General features: G+C 41.3%; 19 protein-coding genes. 7 read left to right on the top strand and 12 right to left on the bottom strand.

Annotated features, from left to right (window positions below):
* Positions 1 to 5 precede the first annotated feature (5 nt).
* From BUB77_RS18680 to BUB77_RS18655, 6 genes are all read right to left on the bottom strand, one after another.
* On the bottom strand, positions 6 to 1,124 hold the full coding sequence (locus BUB77_RS18680) for a HAMP domain-containing sensor histidine kinase (protein ID WP_073278363.1): 1,119 nt from the start codon (positions 1,122 to 1,124) through the stop codon (positions 6 to 8).
* On the bottom strand, positions 1,121 to 1,807 hold the full coding sequence (locus tag BUB77_RS18675; RefSeq protein ID WP_073278362.1) for a response regulator transcription factor: 687 nt from the start codon (positions 1,805 to 1,807) through the stop codon (positions 1,121 to 1,123). The genes BUB77_RS18680 and BUB77_RS18675 overlap by 4 nt, the downstream gene beginning before the upstream one ends.
* Before the next feature lie 533 nt (positions 1,808 to 2,340).
* On the bottom strand, positions 2,341 to 2,898 hold the full coding sequence (gene efp / locus BUB77_RS18670) for an elongation factor P (RefSeq protein WP_073278361.1): 558 nt from the start codon (positions 2,896 to 2,898) through the stop codon (positions 2,341 to 2,343).
* 234 nt (positions 2,899 to 3,132) lie between these two features.
* Complete coding sequence (gene aroQ, locus BUB77_RS18665) at positions 3,133 to 3,561, bottom strand: type II 3-dehydroquinate dehydratase (RefSeq protein WP_073278406.1); 429 nt, start codon at positions 3,559 to 3,561, stop codon at positions 3,133 to 3,135.
* Positions 3,562 to 3,586: 25 nt separating this feature from the next.
* Positions 3,587 to 4,102: a shikimate kinase gene (locus BUB77_RS18660; RefSeq protein WP_073278360.1), complete on the bottom strand. Its 516-nt coding sequence runs from the start codon at positions 4,100 to 4,102 to the stop codon at positions 3,587 to 3,589.
* A 6-nt stretch (positions 4,103 to 4,108) separates the two neighbouring features.
* Positions 4,109 to 4,624, bottom strand: a complete 516-nt coding sequence (locus tag BUB77_RS18655) for a YqeG family HAD IIIA-type phosphatase (protein ID WP_073278359.1) — start codon at positions 4,622 to 4,624, stop codon at positions 4,109 to 4,111.
* Positions 4,625 to 4,825: 201 nt separating this feature from the next.
* Here BUB77_RS18655 and BUB77_RS18650 point away from each other — a divergent pair, with 201 nt between their 5' ends.
* Positions 4,826 to 5,716, top strand: coding sequence for an aldose 1-epimerase family protein (locus BUB77_RS18650; RefSeq protein ID WP_073278358.1), 891 nt, complete (start codon positions 4,826 to 4,828; stop codon positions 5,714 to 5,716).
* Between the two features lie 59 nt (positions 5,717 to 5,775).
* A complete protein-coding gene (locus BUB77_RS18645) occupies positions 5,776 to 6,483 on the top strand; it encodes a gamma-glutamyl-gamma-aminobutyrate hydrolase family protein (protein ID WP_073278357.1) in 708 nt (235 codons plus the stop codon).
* A 255-nt stretch (positions 6,484 to 6,738) separates the two neighbouring features.
* Here the strand turns inward: BUB77_RS18645 and BUB77_RS18640 are convergent, their stop codons facing one another.
* From BUB77_RS18640 to BUB77_RS18615, 6 genes are all read right to left on the bottom strand, one after another.
* Positions 6,739 to 7,707, bottom strand: a complete 969-nt coding sequence (locus tag BUB77_RS18640) for an ROK family protein (protein WP_073278356.1) — start codon at positions 7,705 to 7,707, stop codon at positions 6,739 to 6,741.
* Between the two features lie 46 nt (positions 7,708 to 7,753).
* Positions 7,754 to 9,760, bottom strand: coding sequence for a YgiQ family radical SAM protein (locus BUB77_RS18635; RefSeq protein WP_073278355.1), 2,007 nt, complete (start codon positions 9,758 to 9,760; stop codon positions 7,754 to 7,756).
* 146 nt (positions 9,761 to 9,906) lie between these two features.
* Complete coding sequence (locus tag BUB77_RS18630) at positions 9,907 to 10,242, bottom strand: P-II family nitrogen regulator (protein WP_073278354.1); 336 nt, start codon at positions 10,240 to 10,242, stop codon at positions 9,907 to 9,909.
* Between the two features lie 25 nt (positions 10,243 to 10,267).
* Positions 10,268 to 10,585: a hypothetical protein gene (locus tag BUB77_RS18625; protein WP_242962542.1), complete on the bottom strand. Its 318-nt coding sequence runs from the start codon at positions 10,583 to 10,585 to the stop codon at positions 10,268 to 10,270.
* Positions 10,578 to 12,260 (bottom strand): DUF1538 domain-containing protein, encoded by a 1,683-nt coding sequence (locus tag BUB77_RS18620; protein WP_073278404.1) that lies wholly within the window; start codon positions 12,258 to 12,260, stop codon positions 10,578 to 10,580. Before BUB77_RS18620 ends, BUB77_RS18625 begins: the two co-directional genes overlap by 8 nt.
* A gap of 222 nt (positions 12,261 to 12,482) precedes the next feature.
* On the bottom strand, positions 12,483 to 14,573 hold the full coding sequence (locus BUB77_RS18615) for an elongation factor G (RefSeq protein ID WP_073278353.1): 2,091 nt from the start codon (positions 14,571 to 14,573) through the stop codon (positions 12,483 to 12,485).
* Between the two features lie 354 nt (positions 14,574 to 14,927).
* On the opposite strand from BUB77_RS18615, the gene aroF reads away from it, so the two are divergent.
* From aroF to BUB77_RS18590, 5 genes are all read left to right on the top strand, one after another.
* Complete coding sequence (gene aroF, locus BUB77_RS18610; protein ID WP_073278352.1) at positions 14,928 to 15,941, top strand: 3-deoxy-7-phosphoheptulonate synthase; 1,014 nt, start codon at positions 14,928 to 14,930, stop codon at positions 15,939 to 15,941.
* Between the two features lie 14 nt (positions 15,942 to 15,955).
* Positions 15,956 to 17,059, top strand: a complete 1,104-nt coding sequence (locus BUB77_RS18605) for a prephenate dehydrogenase (RefSeq protein WP_073278351.1) — start codon at positions 15,956 to 15,958, stop codon at positions 17,057 to 17,059.
* Between the two features lie 104 nt (positions 17,060 to 17,163).
* On the top strand, positions 17,164 to 18,459 hold the full coding sequence (aroA, locus tag BUB77_RS18600; RefSeq protein ID WP_073278350.1) for a 3-phosphoshikimate 1-carboxyvinyltransferase: 1,296 nt from the start codon (positions 17,164 to 17,166) through the stop codon (positions 18,457 to 18,459).
* Positions 18,460 to 19,094: 635 nt separating this feature from the next.
* The gene (locus BUB77_RS18595) at positions 19,095 to 20,129 is read left to right on the top strand and encodes a zinc-dependent alcohol dehydrogenase (protein WP_073278349.1); all 1,035 of its coding nucleotides are present in this window, start codon (positions 19,095 to 19,097) and stop codon (positions 20,127 to 20,129) included.
* 78 nt (positions 20,130 to 20,207) lie between these two features.
* Positions 20,208 to 20,885 carry a RibD family protein gene (locus BUB77_RS18590; RefSeq protein WP_073278348.1) on the top strand — a complete coding sequence of 226 codons (678 nt, stop codon included), beginning with the start codon at positions 20,208 to 20,210 and terminating at the stop codon, positions 20,883 to 20,885.
* The last annotated feature ends 104 nt before the right edge of the window (positions 20,886 to 20,989 follow it).

Below are 20,989 nucleotides of genomic sequence, written 5' to 3'. Positions count from 1 at the left end.
TGTTCTTAACCCTTTGGAAAACGCAGGACAAACATCTTTGTATAAGGAGAGGGTGCGTCCAATACGAGAACCTCACCATAATGCTGTTCCATCACCTTTTTTACAATGGCAAGCCCGAGGCCTGTTCCGCTGCCGGTGCTTCTCGCATCACTGCCGGAAACAAAAGGCTCGAACAGATTCCCGGCGATGGTCTCCGGGATAGCCGCTCCGTTATCGGCAATTTGTATCTCAATACGGCTGGGGTCCTCCGTCAGCCCCACGGACAACAAGCTGCCCGCCGAGTTATGACGGATTGCGTTGGTCAGCAGGTTGACAATGGCACGGTCGGTTTCCAAGGAGTCCGCCATGTGAAATATAGGTTTATCCGGCAGGCACAGCTCCAATTTCATCTGTCTGCTTTCGATTTCACCAAACAAAGCGGCGCAAGCTGCGCGAAGCAGCTCTACAAGGTCAACCCTTGTAAATTTCATCTGGTATTGCGGTGTACCCAGCTTGGAATAAGAAAGCAGCTGATTAATCAATTGGTTCATCTGCGTGGATTTCGCTTTTATCGCCAGATGATATTCCCGCTGTTTGTCCGGATCCTCCACCATACCGTTCGCTAAAGCCCCGGCGTATCCGGAAATTGTTGTCATAGGGGTTTTCAGGTCATGAGCAATGTGGGAGAAGAGCTGCATTCTCTCATTTTCCATAGCCATTCGCTTTTCTTCCGAGTCTTTTAGTTTTCGCGCCATAAAATTGAAGGCATCCCGCATTTCCCCAAATTCTGATTCTGCTTCAAAGTCCAGCGTCGTGTCCAAATGACCGGCCGTCACCGCCTTGAAGCCATCCTTCATTTTTTGTATGGGCACCATGATTTTCCTGCTGATCCTGCGTCCAAAAAGGACAATCCATATAAAATAGACTGCGATTGTAACCAGTATCCAGAAAGCTGAAAGCGCGATTTGCAGACTTTCCGTCCCCTCGGTCAAAGGGGACGATACCAGCTCCGAGAAATCCAGTCCGATGTTCCATGTAAGCAGACTGAATAAAAGCTCCAAAACCAGAAGGGTCAGCGCAATTCCGAAGGTATAGCCTATAAAACTGCCCATGATGACTCTTTTGAAGCTGCGCCTGTTCTTCATGCACGCACCTCCAGACGATACCCTAAGCCCCGGACGGTTCCGATGGATACCGCGCCGTCTTCGGGAAGCTTGCCGCGCAGCTTGCTGATGGCGACCATCACCGTGTTATCGTCCACGATGGCTGCCTCCTGCCATGCAGCCTCATAAATCTGCTGTTTGGTGTATACACGTCCGGGACTTTGCATAAATAGCTTCATCATGTTAAATTCCGTAGCGGTAAGAGGGATTGTCCCTCTGCCAAAGCGAAGAGTGCAAGCGGAAACATCCATACACAGTTCGCCTGCCGTCAGTAACGCTGCTTTGAAATCCTCCGCACTCCCGTCATAGCGACGTAATTGGGCTTTGATTCGAGCAGTGACCTCCAAAGGGTCAAAAGGCTTTGTCACATAATCGTCCGCACCAAGGTCAAGTCCCAATATTTTCTCATGATTTTCAGTTTTAGCACTCACGACAATAATGGGAAGATTGCTGTGTTCTCTCAAACCTTTAATAAGCTGATAGCCGTCAAGCTCCGGCATCATGATGTCAATGACAGCCAAGTCAATCCGTGCGGACGCGGCCTGTTTAAGCGCCTCCAATCCATTTTCAGCCTGTATCACGGCATAGCTGTCCTTTTCTATATATAACCGTAAAAGCTCACGAATTTCCTTCTCGTCATCTACAATCAGAATCGTTTTTTTCATGGTTCCACCTCTCTCTTACTCGTCATACCTTCGAGCCATAAGTTCATTATAGTTGCCTAACCTTTCAGTTAAACACGGTTAACCTTAACATTACCTTAAAATTTTTACTTCAATCCGGTGGACAATGCCGAACATTGTATCGGGTCTATTTTCAAGCTCTAGCAATTTTGTACACATATTCAAGCTCCCTTTGAAAAAGTCACTCAGGATTTACCAGTTAGGTCAATGTTATTGTATTTTACCTAAAAGGTCAATGGAGACTATTAATTCTAAAAACTTACTGTTCTTGGGAATTTACTAATAGGCAAGCAATGCTCCGGTATATACCGGAGTCGATTGTTGGTGGCAAAGCCCCCAAGGGGAAACCCACTGACGCAGGCCTCCCCTATGTTAGCTACTTGTATGCTGCCTACATTATTTCAATCGTTCTTACGCTATCTCACATTACTTATTGCAAAACACAAAAAAAGCGCAATCCCTGGAAAACCTTGATTTTCCTTGGATTGCGCTCATATTATTCTTTGATATTGCCGTTACACTCTCTTCAAATATTCGCCTGTTCTAGTATCGATGCTGATCTTATCGCCCTGTTCAACGAATAAAGGAACATAAACTGTTGCTCCTGTTTCAACTATGGCAGGCTTAGTAGCACCCTGTGCAGTGTCACCTTTAAATCCTGGTTCTGTTTCCGTAATAACAAGTTCAGCAAATAACGGGGGCTCAATGGTAAATACCTGTCCATTGTGGGAAAGCATCTTAACCATATCATTTTCTTTTACGAACTTTAAGGCATCTCCTACTGCTTCTTCGTTTAATGCGAACTGGTCATAGGTGTTAACATCCATGAAGTTGAAAAGGTCTCCGTCTTTATATAAGTATTGCATATCAGCACGTTCGATGTGAGCCTGTGGACACTTTTCAGTAGGTCTGAAGGTTCTTTCTACTACACCGCCGTTCTTAATATTTCTAAGCTTTGTACGAACAAAAGCTGCTCCTTTTCCGGGCTTTACATGCTGAAATTCAATTACCTGGTAAACATTATTATCTAATTCGATAGTTAAGCCATTTCTAAAATCGCCTGCTGATACCATAAATGATATTTTCCTCCTTAAATTAACTACACTATAGTTTATCTTATCTGATACTTTTTTTCAACTATTTTTTATGAAAGCGTAAAAAAACATACAATTAAAACGATTCTTCTAAACAATTTTACCATAGAGCTATGACATTAAGCTCTAAAAATACCTTGCATTTTTAAACTTACTATTAGGGCAGTATTGCAAGTAAACCTGCAAATCGCGTGGGGATAAGATGTTAACTATTTATTGGGATAGTAACGCATCGATAGCAAACAGATAACCCTTTAATCCAAGCCCCACAATCTGTCCGGTGCATACCGGTGCCGTAACGGAGTTATGCCTGAATTCTTCCCGCTTATGTATATTGGAAATATGCACCTCAATAATAGGTACGGTCAAAGAAGCCAGAGCATCCCGGATGGCATAGCTGTAGTGGGTAAAGGCTCCCGGATTAATTATAATACCCTGGGTGCCGTCATAATATGCTTCCTGGATACGGTCTATGATATTTCCCTCGGAATTGCTCTGGAAGATATCTACCGTTATATTCTCTTTTATTGCCTTTTCTTGAATAAGGGATTTTAAATATCCGTAATCCTCAGTTCCGTATACGGATTTTTCACGGATGCCCAAAAAGTTTAGATTAGGTCCGTTAATAACCAACAGTTTCATAGCCATCTGTTCCTCCACCTGTATTCTAACTTTGCTGTATTACCCTCTCCAGAATACTTTCTACCACATCCTGCAGATTTTTGTTTTCAGTTACTATCTTAAAATCCGAAGCAGCTTCATAAAAAGGAAGTCTTTTATCATAAAGAAGCTCCAGCTTTTGAAGTCCGTCCTTTCCGGAAAGCAAAGGTCTTGTAGTATCATTTTTAAGTCTTGCTGCCAGAACCTCCTTGGAAGCTTCCAGATAAATTACTGTCCCTAATCTCTTTAAAAGCTCAGAATTACCTGTCCTAATCGGAAGTCCTCCTCCAACAGATACAACCGTCTGGTTCAGCTTTCCAGCCAGCTCCTTAAGAGCCTCTGTTTCCTGCCTCCTGAAATGCTCTTCCCCTTCTTCTTCAAATATCCTGCTGACTGTCCGTCCCAGCTTTTGCTCAATATACTTGTCCGTATCCAGAAAGCTATAGCTTAATCTTTTGGCAAGCTGCTGGCCCACTGTGGTCTTACCGCAGCCCATGAATCCAATTAAAATTAAATTATCCATAATGCCTCATTTCCGGCTTTTTCTCTTTGTATTGGAATGTCTGTAAAAGTACAATACGATTTTTTCCAGATAGCGCTTTATAATAATTTGGATTTCCGTATCCTTTCCTATGGGATTCACAAAAATACTCTTAAGTCCTGCCCTTCTGGCACCGTAAATATCTGTAAACAACTGATCTCCGATAAAGACTGTATTGGAAAGGGTGGTTTCTAGTATCATAACTCCCTTTAAATAACCGGTTCTTGAGGGCTTCCCTGCCTTATACACATAGTTCTGATGAAGGTCTTTGTTAAATCTTTTCACCCGCTCTTCGCTGTTGTTGGATATAAAGCAAACTTTAAAGCCTAACTCATTCAAATTTCTGATTAGCTTCTTTGCTCTTTCATCGGCATCCTTTCCATGTTCTACAAGAGTATTGTCGATATCAAAAAGAATTCCTCTGTAACCTCTGTTGTAAAGAGCTTTATAATCAACCTTGTAAGCAGAATCCGCTGATTCATCAGGATAAAAATTAGGAAGCATGTTGTCCTCTCTTTCCGATAAAGCATCCAATTATTGCCTTGATGCTTTTCTCCCTATTATATCAGATACAAACGCTTATTGGCAAGACAAAGACAAAAACTTGCTTGGCAAACTTGCCGTTCATACAATGTATGGTAATTATAAGATAACCGTGTTAAAATAATAAAATACATACCATATCATAAATTTTAGGAGGACATTATGTCATCACATATTTTAAAAAATGAAGAATTAACTCTTACTTTCTCTGATGCCGGAGCTGAGCTGCAGGCTATTACAGATACAAAATCCGGAAAAGAATATCTCTGGAATGCAGACCCTGCTTATTGGAAACGTATTTCTCCCGTACTATTTCCCATTGTGGGAAATCTTAAGAATAAAAGCTATTCCTACCAGGGAAAAACCTATTCCTTACCACAGCATGGTTTTGCCAGGGACATGGAATTCTCACTGACAGAAAAAAATGCAGATTCCCTGAGTTTCTTATTAGAATCTTCCGAAGAGACCTTAAAAGTATATCCTTTCCCCTTTCAGTTAATAATACGCTATACTTTAAATGAAAGGACTGTTAATGTGACCTGGGAAGTAATAAACACCGGTGAAGACACCATGTATTTCTCTATTGGAGGCCATCCGGCCTTTTTGTGCCCTATTAATGACAAAGACAAGCAAAGTGATTACTATTTCAGTTTTGATTCAAAAGCACCCATCAAGGTTAGTAAAGTCAGCGAAAATGGTCTTATAATAAAAGATGCCTCACAACCGCCAGTGATTCTGCCTTTGGAAGATGGATTACTGCCTATTGACTCACATCTCTTTGATGATGATGCATTGGTTATTGAAAACAACCAGTATCACTCTGTCTCATTGCTGACACCGGATAGAAAGCCCTATGTAACGGTTTCCTTCGACGCTCCTTTATTCGGCCTTTGGTCCCCTGTTAAAAAGAACGCTCCCTTCGTATGTATTGAACCCTGGTACGGAAGATGCGACAGCGAAGATTTTAAAGGCACCCTCGAAACCAGAGAGTGGGGAAATGAAATAGAGGCGGGCAAAATTTTTCAAAAATCATATACTATAACAATTGGATAATATAAAGGTTAGCTGTACCTGCAATAAAGCCTGCAGGTACGGAAAGGGCAAGGTTTCTTATGAAAATACCTGTAATTGGCGTCACGCCCCATTATGAAACTGATAATAATAAAATATGTATTGCCTCTATGTATATGGAAGCCATTCTCCATGCAGGAGGCGTCCCACTCTTGCTTCCTTTAAAAGCCGATAAGGAAGCTCTTGCCGCAGCGGTAAAGGTCTGTGACGGATTTCTTTTTACAGGAGGACCTGACATCGATCCCTTCCGTTTTGGTGAGGAAACCATACCGGAGTGTGAAGTGGTCAATCCGGAAAGGGATGAGATGGAGGAGATTTTGTTTCATCTGATAATGGAAGAGAATAAACCGGTATTGGGGATATGCAGAGGAATACAGGTACTTAATGTATTTCTTGGCGGTACTTTGTATCAGGATATTCCGGCCCAGTTTCAGGGTAAATTAAACCTCTGCCATTCCCAGAAATCCGGACGGACGGTTTTATCCCACAGTGTTGCAATTCAGAAGGGCAGCCTGCTCCATGATATTCTTAAGACGGATACTCTAATGGTTAACAGCTTCCATCATCAGGGCATTAAGGAGCTTGCTCCTTCCCTCAAAGCTGCGGCAGAGTCCAAGGACGGCTTAGTTGAAGCGTTATATCTGGAAGAGCATCCCTTTTTCCTGGCTGTTCAATGGCATCCGGAGCACCTTTTTCGAACAAATGAAGGGGCAGAAAAGCTTTTCGAAGCTTTTGTAAAAGCATGTTAATATTGGTTATCCGGCAGTGTTACAGCCCGCAAATTCAATAGGAATTGATTCCAGATTGCCGCCTCTTTGAATTGATCCCCGCGGCAAAAGGGCGGTCTTTCACAATGGGACGACAATTTACACAAAGCAGAAAGAACGATTGCACTGGTTCCAAGGCGCAATCGTTCTTTCTGCTTTGTGTAAATTGCTTGTAAACATATTTGACAGGACTTTTTATGTTCAAATCTCAAATCATAGAATATTTAAATTTAATTTTTAAACTGGATGAATGTCACTTCCCAGTAATGCGGCACCGATAATTCCGGCATCATTATAGAGCTTTGCGGTTATTATTCTTGTCTGTTTATCAGAATTTCTGGAATAGCTTTCTCTTGCGACTATTTCCCTTATCGGTCCCATTAACAGGTCTCCGGCTTTACTGATACCTCCGCCGATGCAGATTATTTCAGGCTGGAAGACATTTATGATATTAATGATTCCCGCAGCCAGATATTTTATATATTGCTTTAATACTTTGATGGCTGTTTCATCCCCTCTTCTTACAGCGTCGAAAAGGGTTTTTCCTTCAACCCTGTTGATATCTTCAGCGCATTGCTCCCAGAGCAGGGAGAATACATCTCCCTTCATGGCAGCTTTTGTCTGCTGTATCAGGGCTGTAGCGGAAGCATATGCCTCAAAGCAGCCGGTCCTTCCACAGTTACAGGGCAGTCCGTCTGCCATGATAACCATATGACCAAGCTCTCCGGCTGCAAAATTCACTCCTTCATAGATTTTTCCGTCTAAAATAATCCCTCCGCCAACACCTGTTCCCAGGGTAACAGCCACAAAGGATTTCGCTTCTGCGGCTGCGCCTGCCAGATACTCTCCCCAGGCTGCGGCATTGGCATCATTATTGAAATAGACCGTTTTTCCGCCAAAGGCTTCTTTTGCCATGGGCAGAAAAGGCTCGTTGCTAACATTTAAGTTATTGGCAAATTCAATCATACCGGTCTCCCGATTAGCCGTTCCGGGAACACCTATTCCAATAGCTTCAATTTCGTATAGCTTTAGGTTATTTCTATCCAGCAGCCTATCTGTCACAGCTTTCATAGCAGCAATAATGCCGGCTGCTCCGGAAGTTGTCTTTGTAGGGACGGTTTCTTTATCAATTAGCGAAGCAGCTTCATTAACAAGTCCGACAACAAGATTCGTTCCTCCAAGATCAATTCCAATATAATATTTCATAAGATTAAGCCACTCCCTTTTATCATAGTCCGGTTTTACTCTCTTATTATCGTCCCTTTCTTTTACCTCTGGAGGAAGAGACGGATACTCTGCTGTTCCTGCTGCTTTCCTTATTACTTGTCTTTGGTTTCCCAGCCTGCTTGCTGCCTGGCATCTGTCTTGAGGTATGTCTTACGGAATTTGCCTCTTTTTTATGGCCTTGCTGCTGCCCGCTGGCTTTCTCACGGCTTTTATCACTGTTACGATGATATGCACCACCTCTTGGCCTTATGAGGCATTTTTTATCAAATCCGATTAAATCTCTTCGTCCTGCCAGTGTCAGGGCTTCTTCTACCAAATCATAGTTTTTGGGATTTCGGTATTGAATCAAAGCCCTCTGCATTGCCTTTTCATGGGGAGTCTTAGGTGTATAGACCGGCTTTAAGTTCCTCGGGTCGAGACCGGTATAATACATACAGGTAGAGATCGTGGAAGGAGTCGGATAAAAATCCTGTACCTGTTCCGGCATATATCCCAAATCCCTTAAATATTCCGCCAGTGCTATGGCCTCCTTTAAAGTGGAGCCGGGATGGGAAGACATGAGGTATGGCACTACGAACTGTTTCTTACCCAGTTCCTCATTGGTCTTCTTATATTTTTTTATAAAATCTTCGTATACAGCATTCCTGGGTTTTCCCATTAATTCCAATACGCTGTCGCTGATATGCTCCGGTGCTACCTTTAACTGTCCGCTGACATGATGTTCGCAAAGCTCTCTCATAAAGTCGGAATCTTTATCCTGCACCAGATAATCAAAGCGGATACCGGAACGAACGAATACCTTTTTTACTCCCGGAAGGCTTCGAAGCTTTCGAAGAAGTGCAAGATAATCCTTGTGGTCTACCTTTAAATTCTTGCAGGGAGTCGGGAAAAGGCACTGCTTATTGGTACAGGCACCCTTTGTCTTCTGTTTTTCGCAGGCCATATGCCGAAAGTTCGCCGTAGGACCGCCCACGTCATTGATATATCCCTTAAAATCCTTGTCCCATATCAAATGGTTTGCCTCGGCCAGAATAGATTCATGGCTTCTGGTCTGTATAATCCTTCCCTGATGAAAGGTCAGCGCGCAGAAACTGCAGCCACCAAAACATCCTCTGTTACTGACAAGACTGAATTTCAGCTCTTCAATAGCCGGAATTCCACCCAAAGGAATATAAGAAGGATGATAATCTCTCATATAGGGAAGAGAATATACCCTGTCCATCTCTGCCTGAGTAAGAGGCTTGGCCGGAGGGTTTTGAACAACGTATTCGGTCTCCTTATACTTTTCCACCAGCCTTTTACCGGAGAAAGGGTCTGTGTTGTTATATTGTATATTAAAACTTTTTGCAAATTCTATTTTACTCTTTAAAATTTCCTCAAAGGCAGGCAGCATCACCGCATCATAAACGGATTCCAGACTTTTAGCCTTATAGGCAGTTCCGTCAATAAAGGTGATGTCGGAAATCTTAAGGCCGCTGTCCAAGGCATCTGCTATCTCAACAATGGAGTGTTCCCCCATACCGTAAGAGAGGATATCTGCCTGGGAGTCAAGGAGAATGGAGCGCTTAACGGTATCACTCCAATAATCATAATGAGCCAGCCTTCTAAGGCTTGCTTCAATACCTCCTATTATAATAGGAGCATGCTTGTAAACTTTCCGTATCAGGTTACAGTAACATATGGTTGCTCTGTCCGGCCGCTTTCCCATAACTCCGCCGGGAGAATAATAATCCATACTTCTTCTCTTTTTGGCAACGGTATAGTGGTTTACCATAGTGTCCATATTACCGCCGCTGACTAAAAAGCCAAGTCTTGGATTTCCGAGAATCTGTATACTGTTTGCATCCTTCCAGTCCGGCTGGGATATGATTCCCACCTTATACCCGTGGCTCTCCAGTACTCTGCTGATAATTGCAGGACCAAAGGAGTGGTGGTCCACATAGGCATCACCTATGACGAATACAAAGTCACACTGCTCCCAGCCTCTTTTCTCCATATCTTCTTTGCTAATTGGTAAAAAATCTTTTATCATCTATATCCTCACTTTATTTCAGGTCAATTAATTTATAAGAAGAAGGAGCCTGTTTGCAGATATTGTTCACAAACAGGCTCCTGATTTGATTTTATATTTTCAATCAGTTCCTTATAAAATACACCCAATTCGCTTATACATCAAATTTATTCATGAAATTCATTGCAGCCAGCTCTTATCCCAATAATATTATTTACCGGCATAACAAAACAAATCCCATGCAGTGGGGATTTCCAGCCCGCATTATCTTTTATTACTGTCATAATTCGTTTTGCCGTGGCTTCATCAACGACTGTCAGAATGATTTCCTTTTCGTAATCAACAGTTATTCCCATGAACATTTCGTGATGAGCCCCCTCACCGCGTGCATTTATAACTGTAGCACCACCAGCACCCTCGGCCCTGATAATATCCATTACTGTATCTGTATATCCTGCATTCACCACAATAAAAAGGGCCTTGATGTTATCGGAACTTTCCATTTGAATTGCTTCCTCCTAATAAATGTTAAAATGCCATTCCCGATATGGGTAATGTAAAAGCTATCCCCGTGTTGGGATGCCCAAAACTAAACTCATTTAGTAGCATATTGAATATAGCATCTGTTTTATCTTTTTGCAAGAGGCAAGTAATAATTACTTTATTTTCTTCAGCAACAAGTCCCAGCATATCCAGTAAATAGTTTGACTCGACACTTCCTCTCCCATATATGGTGTTTACAATTCTGCAATCAACATCACATATTCTGCTCAGCAGCATATCTTTTTGCTTTCTTCCAGCTATTAAAATTAAATATTCAACATTATCTATTTTCTGATTAATCATATTTGACCTCCTTCGCATCGGAGCTTTGTTCTAACTCACATTCGGCTGCATTATATATGCCTTCCATATAATCGGCTTTGTTTTCCATATTGATTTGAGGTTCCATATCGGCTTCTGTATCCATTTGTGCCGCATATGAAAATAATTCTTCATACTCTGCATTCTCATATTCTGCATAGGCCTTCTGTGCCTGCTTCACTTTTCTGTCATATATAATCCCCAGTGCCTGCACGGCAATCAAGGGAGTCACTGATATAAAAGCGATGATTCCAAATCCGTTCGTCAGTACGGACTGCGCTTTGGAACCTGCTGTCGATGCAACTGCCTGGGCAGTGCCCAAAGTAAGAGGTGTTAAAAATGCTGAAGTCAACGCTCCACCCGTCACTCCCCCCGAATCAAAGGCAAGCCCCACAAATAAAGAAGAAGTAAACAGCATCATGAGCAAAGCCAGGGCATAAAGAGGAACCAGAAACCAGAGAATATTAATCTGTGTCAAAATCTTAGCCATGGAAAGCAGCGAGGCAAATCCAATTCCAATGGCAAGGGTGATTCGGATTGTCAGCTTTTTGATATGGCCATTTGTAATTTCCTCAAGCTGTTCTCCCAAAACCGTAACAGCTGGTTCTGACAAGGTTATTGCAACCCCTAAAACAAATCCGAGAGGCAGGAGAAGCCACTTAAACCATTCCGGACGAGACGCATCAAGAAATATTTCTCCGATATACTTGCCTGCAAATGCAAAGCCATAATCAATTCCCGAAAGGAAAATAAGCAGGCCTATGTATACTGGGGCAATACCAAGAATTATTCTTGTGAATTGTCTTTTAGGTAATTTAACAATAAATAATTGAAAAGGTAAAAAAACAATTACAATAGGGATTAAAGCAAGGGCCACACCCTTCACATTGGAGAGGGTTATTGAAAGAAAGCTTTCTGCGGCACTGGGATCATATACCCCTGCAGGCGGAATCTCACCGCCATTGCTGAGCTTCGTGATTATGCCGTAAATGAACACTGCCAGTATCGGACCGACCGAAGCAATTCCAATGATACCAAATGTATCATCGTTGGTTTTGTGTTTTGACATCGTTGCCGAAATACCCATACCCAGTGCCAGAATAAAAGGGACGGAAATATCACCTGTCGTAGCCCCGCTGCCATCAAAGGCCAGTGCTACAAATTCCTCCGGAACAAAAATTACAATTAAAAAAACCAGTGCATAAAGTACCGCAAATACAATCTTGATATTCATATCCTTGACAACACGGTACAACGCAAGTCCGACGAATATACCAACTCCCGTACTTAAAATCCATACAAAAACAGTTTCATGCACCCCATTCATTATCATATGAGTTTGTCGCGCAAGTACTGCCAACGCAGGTTCTGCAACCGTTGCAAGAATACCAAACAAGATACCAAATAAAATTACAAAAATACCCTTATTAAATTTTGCAAGTGAGCTCCCCACAAGCTTTCCTACCGGCAAAATACTTGAATCCAGACCAACCAGAAAAAAGGTCTGCCCGAATACAACACCCGCATAACCCGCTATTAATTTAATGTAATCAGACGGATTCTCCAATGGCGCCACAAATACACAGATAACTATTATTATAATGGCCAAGGGAAGCGATGATAAAAATACTTCTTTTAATGTTCGTAATGTTTTCATATTTTTATTATACAGAATAGAAATAAGAAACACAACCCTAAAACCGAAAGTTTATAGTTAATTTGTACATTTTTTTTCAATTATATAATCTTTATAGTAAATAGTGTATATTGTATGTAAAAGAAAAACTCCATGGCAGTGATGCCACAGAGTCCTTCTGTAATTTCAATTTTGCTACGCCTGACAATCAATTGCTTTCGGTTTTACCCTGTATCTTAAGGATTACTCTCCGGCCGCAATGAGCTCTTTCTCATTCTCATCAATTACCTTTTGCTGAACGTCTCCAGGTGCCTGCTCATAACGGTTGAACTCATAGGAGAAGTCTCCTGCACCGCCTGTCATGGAACGAAGGTCCGTGGAATAGCCATACAGCTCAGACAGAGGGATGTCTGCCGTAATTTCCTGTTTTCCTCCTGTAATGGGGTTCATGCCAAGGACTCTTCCTCTCCGTTTATTCAAATCTCCCATAATATCACCAGTATATTTATCCGGTACCAATACCTTTAGTGTCGCGATGGGCTCCAATAATATGGGAGAAGCAGCCATAAAGCCCTGTTTAAAGGCCTGGATGGTCGCCATCTTAAATGCCATTTCAGAGGAATCCACCGGATGGTAAGAGCCGTCCACCAGAGTAGCCTTTAAGCCCACGACCGGGTAACCTGCCAGGGGACCTTTTATTACACATTCTGCTATTCCCTTTTCTACCGCAGGGAAATAATTCTTAGGAACAGCACCGCCAAATACCTTTTCTTCAAACACATAGGCTTCCTCCATATTCCCGGAGGGCTCAAACTCGATATGAACGTCCCCGTACTGACCATGACCGCCTGATTGTTTCTTATACTTGCCCTGAACCCTTATCTTCTTTCTCAGCGTTTCCCTGTAGGGCACTCTCGGCTTCATGATTTCTATTTCAACCTTATATTTATTCAGTAACTTGGCTACAACAATATCAAGCTGCTGGTCTCCGATTCCATAGAGCAGTGACTGCCGGTTTTCCTTATCATTTACTATTTTAAGGGTAAGGTCTTCGTCCATTAATTTAGCTAATGCCTGGGATACCTTATCGTCATCACCTTTATTTTTTGTCTTAAATCTCTGGGAAGTATAGGGCACCGGCATTACGGGCCTGTCATAGATTATGGGAAAAACTTTTGCAGACAGGGTATCTCCGGTAAGGGTATCACTCAGCTTGCCAATAGCACCGATATCTCCGGCATGCAGCTCATTTACTTCAATCTGCTCTTTTCCTCTTAAGATATACAGACGGGATATCTTTTCCTCCGTATCCCTGTCTGCATTAAAAATACTGGAATCCGACTTTAAAACACCGGAGCATACTTTAATCAATGAAAATTTTCCGATAAAGGGGTCAGCAATTGTTTTAAATACTTTTGCTGACATGGGCAGCCCTTCGTTATAATCTGCCTGAAATACTTCACCGTTCTTCACAGCCTTGCCCCTGCACTCACGCTTTGACGGTGCGGGGAAATACTTCTCGATGGCCTGTAACAGCATGGCAGGCCCCTGGGCATACAGTCCTGAGCCCATTAATACAGGAACAACATTTCCTTCTATTACATTCTCTCTTAGTGCCTCGGATATTTCTTCCTGGGTAAATTCCTCTCCTGCAAAATATTTTTCCATCAGTTCTTCGCTGGTCTCTGCAACGGAATCAAGTAAGGTCTCTCTGAATTTATTTAAATTCTCCATAGAATAGTCGGGTATCTCACATTCCTCATACTTACCCATGGAGGTGAATCTTCGTCCTGCCATTTTAACAACATTTACAAAACCTACGAATTTTTCATTTTCTCTGATTGGAATATGAAAGGGTGCTATTTTTTTTCCATAATGCTGGGTTAAATCCTCTACTACCTGCCGGTAACTGGCATTGTCATCGTCCATGTCTGTTACAAAAAACATTCTGGGAAGATTATACTTCTCACAGTATTCCCAGGCCTTTAACGTTCCTACTTCAATACCGGATTTTGCAGCAATTACAATAACTGCCGCATCAGCCGCCGCAAGGCCTTCCTCTGCCTGCCCTGCAAAATCAAAATATCCCGGTGTATCCAGTATATTTATCTTGGTATCCTCATAGACAATGGGGATTACAGAAGTGGTGATTGAAAAGAGCCGTCTGGCTTCTTCCTTATCATAATCACTAATGGTATTACCTTCTTCTACTTTTCCCTGACGCTTTGTAATTCCTGCCGAAAACGCCATAGCTTCTGCGAGTGTGGTCTTTCCGCATCCACCATGGCCTAACAAAACAACGTTACGAATTTTTTCCGAAGTGTAAACATTCATCCTTTTTTCCTCCATTGCTATATTTTTTGTTTCTTTAACTATAGCTATATTTTACTAAAACTAGTCTGATTTTACAACTACTTTATATATATTTGACACATTAATTTGTCCTATATATTTTTTTATCAGCACTTTAGACATATATTCTTATTTTAACTGCTATTATTCCTTTTATTCTACAAATAGTTTGAAATTAACTCTATCAGACTTTAAAGCGCAACGCTGTAAACTTTAGAACTTTAATGTTTTGCAGTATTGACATGGTGGCTATAGGGGAGTACAATGTATTCAGTCACTGAATTCACCCTGTTATAAACGAATGAAATTCAGCAATAAATTTTGGAGGCAATCTATATGATAATCGTAATGAAACCAAATGCAAAACAGGAGTCCATTGATAATATAATCCGTATTATCGAGGAAAAAGGGCTCACCCCACATTTATCCGCAGGCAAAGAAGTCACCATTATAGGTGTCGTAGGAGATAAATCAAAGCTTTTGGACCAGAACCTGGAGATTGCAGAGGATGTGGACAGGGTTGTTCCCGTAACGGAAAGCTATAAGCTTGCCAATAAAAAATTCCATCCGGAACCTACCGTTGTAAAGGTTGGCAATGCCCTCATCGGAGGGGATGAACTTGTAATCATGTCCGGTCCCTGTGCGGTAGAGAGCAGGGAACAGCTTTTCGAAACAGCTTTTGCCATTAAGAAGGCCGGAGCACAGATTCTTCGCGGAGGTGCTTATAAACCCCGTACTTCTCCCTATGCTTTCCAGGGCTTGGAGGAGGAAGGACTTAAATTCATGAAGGAAGCCAGGGAGGAAACAGGCCTGGCAGTCGTGTGTGAGGTAACCAGTCTGGCTGCTATTGAGACAGCGGTAAAATACGTTGATATGCTTCAGATAGGAGCAAGAAATATGCAGAACTTCTATCTCCTGAAGGAAGCCGGAAAAACCGGACTCCCCGTACTCTTAAAGAGGGGACTGTCCGCAACCATAGACGAATGGCTTAATGCGGCAGAATATATTATTGCAGAAGGAAATCCAAATGTGGTATTATGTGAAAGAGGCATCAGAACCTTTGAAACAGCTACCCGCAATACTCTCGATATTAGCGCTGTACCTGTTATCAAGGCAAAAAGCCATCTTCCCATCATCGTAGACCCCAGCCATGCCAGTGGTGTAAGAAGCTATGTAAAGCCTCTTTCCAAGAGTGCTATTGCTGTCGGAGCTGACGGTCTTATGATTGAAACTCATCCAAACCCGGCTATTGCCTTGTCAGATGGTCCGCAATCCCTTACCTTCCCTCAATTCGAGGAGCTTTGTGAGGAACTGCGCCCCCTGGCTGCCCTAATGGGTAAAAAATTCTAAAATCGGAGATGTCTATGAACGACGTAGTTGTTGGCTTTATTGGCTTTGGATTAATAGGCGGTTCTCTCGCACATGCCTTGCGGGAGCAGAATCCAAAGCATAAACTAACCGCTTACTGCTATAACCGGAATAAAGTAAATGCAGGATTAACAAAGGCTTTACAGGATGGGGTCTTAAATGATATTGTTTATGAGCTGGAGGACCTTGGCGAATGTGATCTGCTATTCTTATGCGCTCCTGTCCTATCCAATATCGCTTATCTGGCCCAGTTGAAAAGCATTCTGAAACCGGACTGTATTATCACAGATGTAGGAAGTGTTAAAGGAAATATATGCAAAGAAGCTGTTGCCCTTGGTCTGGGAAGCCAGTTCGTTGGCGGACATCCTATGGCAGGCTCTGAAAAGACAGGCTATACCAACTCAAGCAGCAGGCTATTGGAAAATGCTTATTACATTCTTACTCCCACCAGGGAGACTAAGAATTCCATCACGGATACCCTTTTTCAATTAATTAAAAGCCTTGGTTCAATCCCAATCCTTTTAAACCCTTCCGAGCATGATGATATAACAGCGGCTATCAGCCATGTTCCTCACATCATTGCATCATGCCTTGTAAATATGGTAAGAAAAGAAGACAACGAAGATAAAATGAAAACACTGGCGGCAGGCGGCTTTAAGGATATTACAAGAATAGCCTCCTCCTCTCCTGTCATGTGGCAGAATATCTGCTTGACCAATACGGACAGCATTCTGCGCTTTTTAGATAAGTATATCCATTCTTTAAATGAGGTAAAGGAATCCCTGCAGTTAAACAGAGAAGCTGCTATCTTTGATTTCTTTCAGGATGCAGGTGAATACCGGGACTCTATTCCGAATACTTCGGCAGGCTTACTGAATAAAATATACGAGCTCTACCTTGATATCATTGATGAGACCGGTGCGATTGCGACCATAGCCACTTTACTCGCTACGAATTTAATCAGTATTAAAAACATCGGCATTATTCATAACAGAGAATTCGAAGAAGGTGTACTGCGCATCGTATTCTACAGCCAGAATTCCTGTGAAGCTGCTGCTTCCCTGCTAAGGAAGCACAATTATACCGTATATGAAAGATAATATTATTGCGTAAGTTATATCTATAAAATTAGTTTAAATTTAATTATGAATAGAGTAATACCGGATATCAATTCAAGGATTTGTTACTCTGAAAAGAGGTTATAATGATTGTAACACGTGCCAAAAGTTTAAAGGGTTCCTTTCAGGTACCGGGAGATAAGTCCATCTCACACCGCAGCGTTATGTTCGGCGCTCTTTCTATGGGTACCACAGAGGTTACCAATTTTCTGGAAGGAGCGGACTGTCTTTCTACCATCAGCTGTTTTCGCAGGATGGGCATACATATCGACTATACTCCCGGTAACAGTACCGTCCTGGTAAGGGGCAAGGGCCTCTATGGCCTTACCAGGCCGGAAGGCATGCTGGACGTGGGTAACAGCGGCACCACCATGAGGCTGATGTCCGGCATCCTGTGCGGCCAGACCTTTCAGACTCAGCTTACCGGTGATTCCTCCATTCAGAAACGTCCCATGGGAAGAGTCATAGACCCTCTCACACAAATGGGTGCTGATATCAAAAGCCTGCCCGGAGGCGGCCTGGCTCCTCTTACGGTAACTCCTGCGAAAGAAGGCCTCCATGGAATTCACTATATTTCTAAGGTTGCCTCTGCCCAGGTGAAATCCGCCATCCTTCTGGCAGGACTTTATGCTGATAGCCCGACCTCCGTCACCGAGCCCTATGTATCGAGAAACCATACTGAAATCATGCTAAAACGCATGGGAGCAGATGTCAGCGTCAGCAATACGACTGCTATAATAGCTCCGGATGCCAGGCTTACGGGGGACCGCATTGAAGTTCCGGGGGATATCTCTTCTGCCGCTTATTTTATTGCTGCAGGCCTGTTAGTTCCGGGCTCTGAAATTCTGATTAAAAATGTGGGAATCAATCCTACCAGAGACGGTATCTTAAGAGTCTTAAAAGCAATGGGTGCAAGCCTTGAAATTCTGAATATCAGGAACACGGATTCCGAAGCCGCCGGCGATATTCTGGTACGGCACAGTAATCTAAAGGCAGCGGAAATCGGAGGGGACCTCATTCCTACTCTGATTGATGAAATTCCTGTCATTGCTGTAATGGCCTGCTTCGCAGAAGGGACTACTGTTATTTGCGATGCCGCAGAGCTTAAGGTAAAGGAGTCCAACCGGATTGATGTTATGGTCAAAAACCTCTCTTCAATGGGCGCAGATATTACAGCCACCGAGGATGGCATGATTATAAGAGGCGGAAAACCCTTAAGGGGCACTCTGATAGACAGCATGGAGGACCACCGGATTGCCATGTCCTTTGCTGTAGCAGGACTTCTTTCTGACGGAGAGACCACCATTCAGAATGCCAGCTGTGTGAATATCTCTTATCCTGGCTTTTATCAGGATCTTGACAGACTTGGGGCATTTAAATAACAGTATGCAGAGCTTTTAAATTAGCTATATTATTGATACCTCCTTGTGGCTTGCTTGTGAGCTTGGCACAGGGAGGTATATTTTATTATAGAGTCCTATTGTCTATGCTTTTAATTGCCTAAGAAAGACTTTTCTTATACATAAGCATCGAAATATTATTACTCATCTTAACATATAAACATCGCATCCCCAGTTTGCACGGGAACGGCACAATTTCTCACTTTTTAAATTATTAAATCTTTACATTTACAGGTAATTACCTCCGCTTTTAATTAATGAAACTTTATAATACTACTTTTTCATCCAAATTTAATCTTAAAATATTAATATAATTCTTTTATATTATCATTCCTTTTTATCCTATTTATAAGCCAGGTGTCCTATGCTTTCATTATTATATTGTTAAATTAGACATTACTTTATGTTTATGCTTACCATTATTATCTATTTTATATGAGAATCATCATTTTGACAATACAAGAAGAATTTCATTGTATATATTTGACAATTTTAAATAATTAGACTAATATATGGTATATATTGGTAATCATACGTTATGTAAACCATTACCTAATACCAATAAAAAACGTAATGTGACAGCAGAAAGATTATTCAAATTGTAGAGGAGAGTACCCATGAAAGGTTTAATTTGGACCGAAGACAGTAAACTTGAATTAGCAGAATGTAAAGAGCCCGGCATAATAAATGATGATGAGGTTAAGATAAAAATAAAATATGCGGGTATTTGCGGAACGGATTTACAGATACTAAAAGGAAATGACACAGTTCCTCCCAATATTATATTAGGTCATGAGGCTATCGGAGAAATTGTACAATTAGGAAAAGCAGTAACATCTTTTAAAATAGGTGACATGGTCATTATTGACCCAAATCAATATTGCGGTGAGTGTTATTATTGCAAAAAAGGATTAACAAATTTTTGCGAAAATGATGAAGGCTTAAAAATTGCAGGAATTAATAGGAATGGTACCTTTGCCGAGTATTTTGTATGTGAACAAAGATTTATATACAAAATTCCAAAAGAAATGAGTTTATTAAGTGCTGTTCTAATTGAACCATTGGCATGTGTTTTAAATAACATAAGAGCTGCCTCCATTCGCGAGAGCGATGCTGTCCTTGTATTAGGTTCCGGACCAATGGGAGTATTGTGTCAAATGATATGCAAAAACATATCAAAACTGGTTGTGGCTACAGAAAATTCTCAAATCAGGCAAAAAATGGCTTCTGCCTATAGTGATTACATATATTCTTCTGAAGAATTATCGCTGGATGAAATATATAAAATTAATCAAAATAGAAAATTTGATGTAATTATTGATACGGTCGGAACACAAATGGAAAATGCTTTAAAACTTGCTGAGAAAAATGCCAGAATTATTCCAATGGGAATGAATAAAAATTATGCTTTTTCGCTAAGTCCAATTTATTTGATTTCAAATGGACTGAAGCTCATTGGTGCAAGCGAATATAATATGCTGTTTACAGATACCATTAGCTCAGCTCTAAGATATAAAGAATTGGATAACCTTGTTACAAAAAGATATTCCATTGAGAAGTATAAGGAAGCCTTTGAAAGTGTAATCGGATTTGATTTAGAGACTCATGAGACTAAGGAAATAACGCAATTAAAAGTAGTATTTGAATTTTAAGATACCTATAAGGTGAAGTCGGTTCACCCTTTGGTTAAGTATTTTGGAATCATTTTAGTGAAGGTATGGAGGAGTATAATGAAGGTAAGTATGGTTAGTCAAATCTCAATAGACGGAAAAATAACACTTGGAAAAGGTAACAGCAGCAAAATGCTCTTTGAGTTATTAACAGAACAGGACATGCGGTATATCCATGGAATCAGAGGGCAGGTAGATGGAATTATAGTTGGAATGAATACAATAAGAACTGATAATCCTACTCTGACTTGCAGATATGATATGGGCAGTGATCCTGTACGGATTATACCTAGCAAAAGCATGCAGGTACCGAAAGATTCCAACATTTTGACGGATGTTACTAAAACTATTTTTATTACGATAAGTAGTTCACCAAATGCTGAGATTATTGAGCAAATAGAAAAGATACCAAATAAAAGTGTTATAGTATGCGGGGAGGATGAAATTAATTTTCATAAAGCTTTTAAAATATTAGAAGAAAAATTTGATATACATAGTATTATGCTTGAAGGCGGTGGAAAGATCAATTGGAGCCTGATTGAAGAAGACTTAATTGATGAAATTATTGTAATGCAATTACCTATTATTATTGGAGGGGGAGAAAATACATCTTTAGTTGATGGTAATGGTTTTACTGATTTAAAGAGTATCAGTAAGTTTAAATTTTCCGGAATGGAAATAAGGGATAATATCAGCATCCTAAAATATGTTAAAGTGCATGAAAAAAAAATTGCCTGATTTTCTATCTAATGTCCACTGCCCTCTCGCAGTGCATGTCTCTCAAAAGGCAGCACATCCTATTTTCTTTACCATAAAAATTGATATAAACCCAGGAAACACTG

Source organism: Anaerocolumna jejuensis DSM 15929, from assembly GCF_900142215.1.
Taxonomy (GTDB): Bacteria; Bacillota; Clostridia; order Lachnospirales; family Lachnospiraceae; genus Anaerocolumna; species Anaerocolumna jejuensis.
Note: the sequence above shows the minus strand (reverse complement) of the source record. Positions and strands in the feature narration are given on the sequence as shown.

Bases quoted from the DNA above. Each gene is read 5' to 3' on its own strand.
- BUB77_RS18680 (WP_073278363.1), bottom strand. From the start codon at position 1,124: ATGAAGAACAGGCGCAGCTTCAAAAGAGTCATCATGGGCAGTTTTATA.
- BUB77_RS18675 (WP_073278362.1), bottom strand. From the start codon at position 1,807: ATGAAAAAAACGATTCTGATTGTAGATGACGAGAAGGAAATTCGTGAG.
- efp (WP_073278361.1), bottom strand. From the start codon at position 2,898: ATGGTATCAGCAGGCGATTTTAGAAATGGCTTAACTATCGAATTAGAT.
- aroQ (WP_073278406.1), bottom strand. From the start codon at position 3,561: ATGAAACTGTTGGTTATTAACGGACCTAATCTAAACTTTTTGGGCATC.
- BUB77_RS18660 (WP_073278360.1), bottom strand. From the start codon at position 4,102: ATGGATAATTTAATTTTAATTGGATTCATGGGCTGCGGTAAGACCACA.
- BUB77_RS18655 (WP_073278359.1), bottom strand. From the start codon at position 4,624: ATGCTTCCTAATTTTTATCCTGATGAATCAGCGGATTCTGCTTACAAG.
- BUB77_RS18650 (WP_073278358.1), top strand. From the start codon at position 4,826: ATGTCATCACATATTTTAAAAAATGAAGAATTAACTCTTACTTTCTCT.
- BUB77_RS18645 (WP_073278357.1), top strand. From the start codon at position 5,776: ATGAAAATACCTGTAATTGGCGTCACGCCCCATTATGAAACTGATAAT.
- BUB77_RS18640 (WP_073278356.1), bottom strand. From the start codon at position 7,707: ATGAAATATTATATTGGAATTGATCTTGGAGGAACGAATCTTGTTGTC.
- BUB77_RS18635 (WP_073278355.1), bottom strand. From the start codon at position 9,760: ATGATAAAAGATTTTTTACCAATTAGCAAAGAAGATATGGAGAAAAGA.
- BUB77_RS18630 (WP_073278354.1), bottom strand. From the start codon at position 10,242: ATGGAAAGTTCCGATAACATCAAGGCCCTTTTTATTGTGGTGAATGCA.
- BUB77_RS18625 (WP_242962542.1), bottom strand. From the start codon at position 10,585: ATGATTAATCAGAAAATAGATAATGTTGAATATTTAATTTTAATAGCT.
- BUB77_RS18620 (WP_073278404.1), bottom strand. From the start codon at position 12,260: ATGAAAACATTACGAACATTAAAAGAAGTATTTTTATCATCGCTTCCC.
- BUB77_RS18615 (WP_073278353.1), bottom strand. From the start codon at position 14,573: ATGAATGTTTACACTTCGGAAAAAATTCGTAACGTTGTTTTGTTAGGC.
- aroF (WP_073278352.1), top strand. From the start codon at position 14,928: ATGATAATCGTAATGAAACCAAATGCAAAACAGGAGTCCATTGATAAT.
- BUB77_RS18605 (WP_073278351.1), top strand. From the start codon at position 15,956: ATGAACGACGTAGTTGTTGGCTTTATTGGCTTTGGATTAATAGGCGGT.
- aroA (WP_073278350.1), top strand. From the start codon at position 17,164: ATGATTGTAACACGTGCCAAAAGTTTAAAGGGTTCCTTTCAGGTACCG.
- BUB77_RS18595 (WP_073278349.1), top strand. From the start codon at position 19,095: ATGAAAGGTTTAATTTGGACCGAAGACAGTAAACTTGAATTAGCAGAA.
- BUB77_RS18590 (WP_073278348.1), top strand. From the start codon at position 20,208: ATGAAGGTAAGTATGGTTAGTCAAATCTCAATAGACGGAAAAATAACA.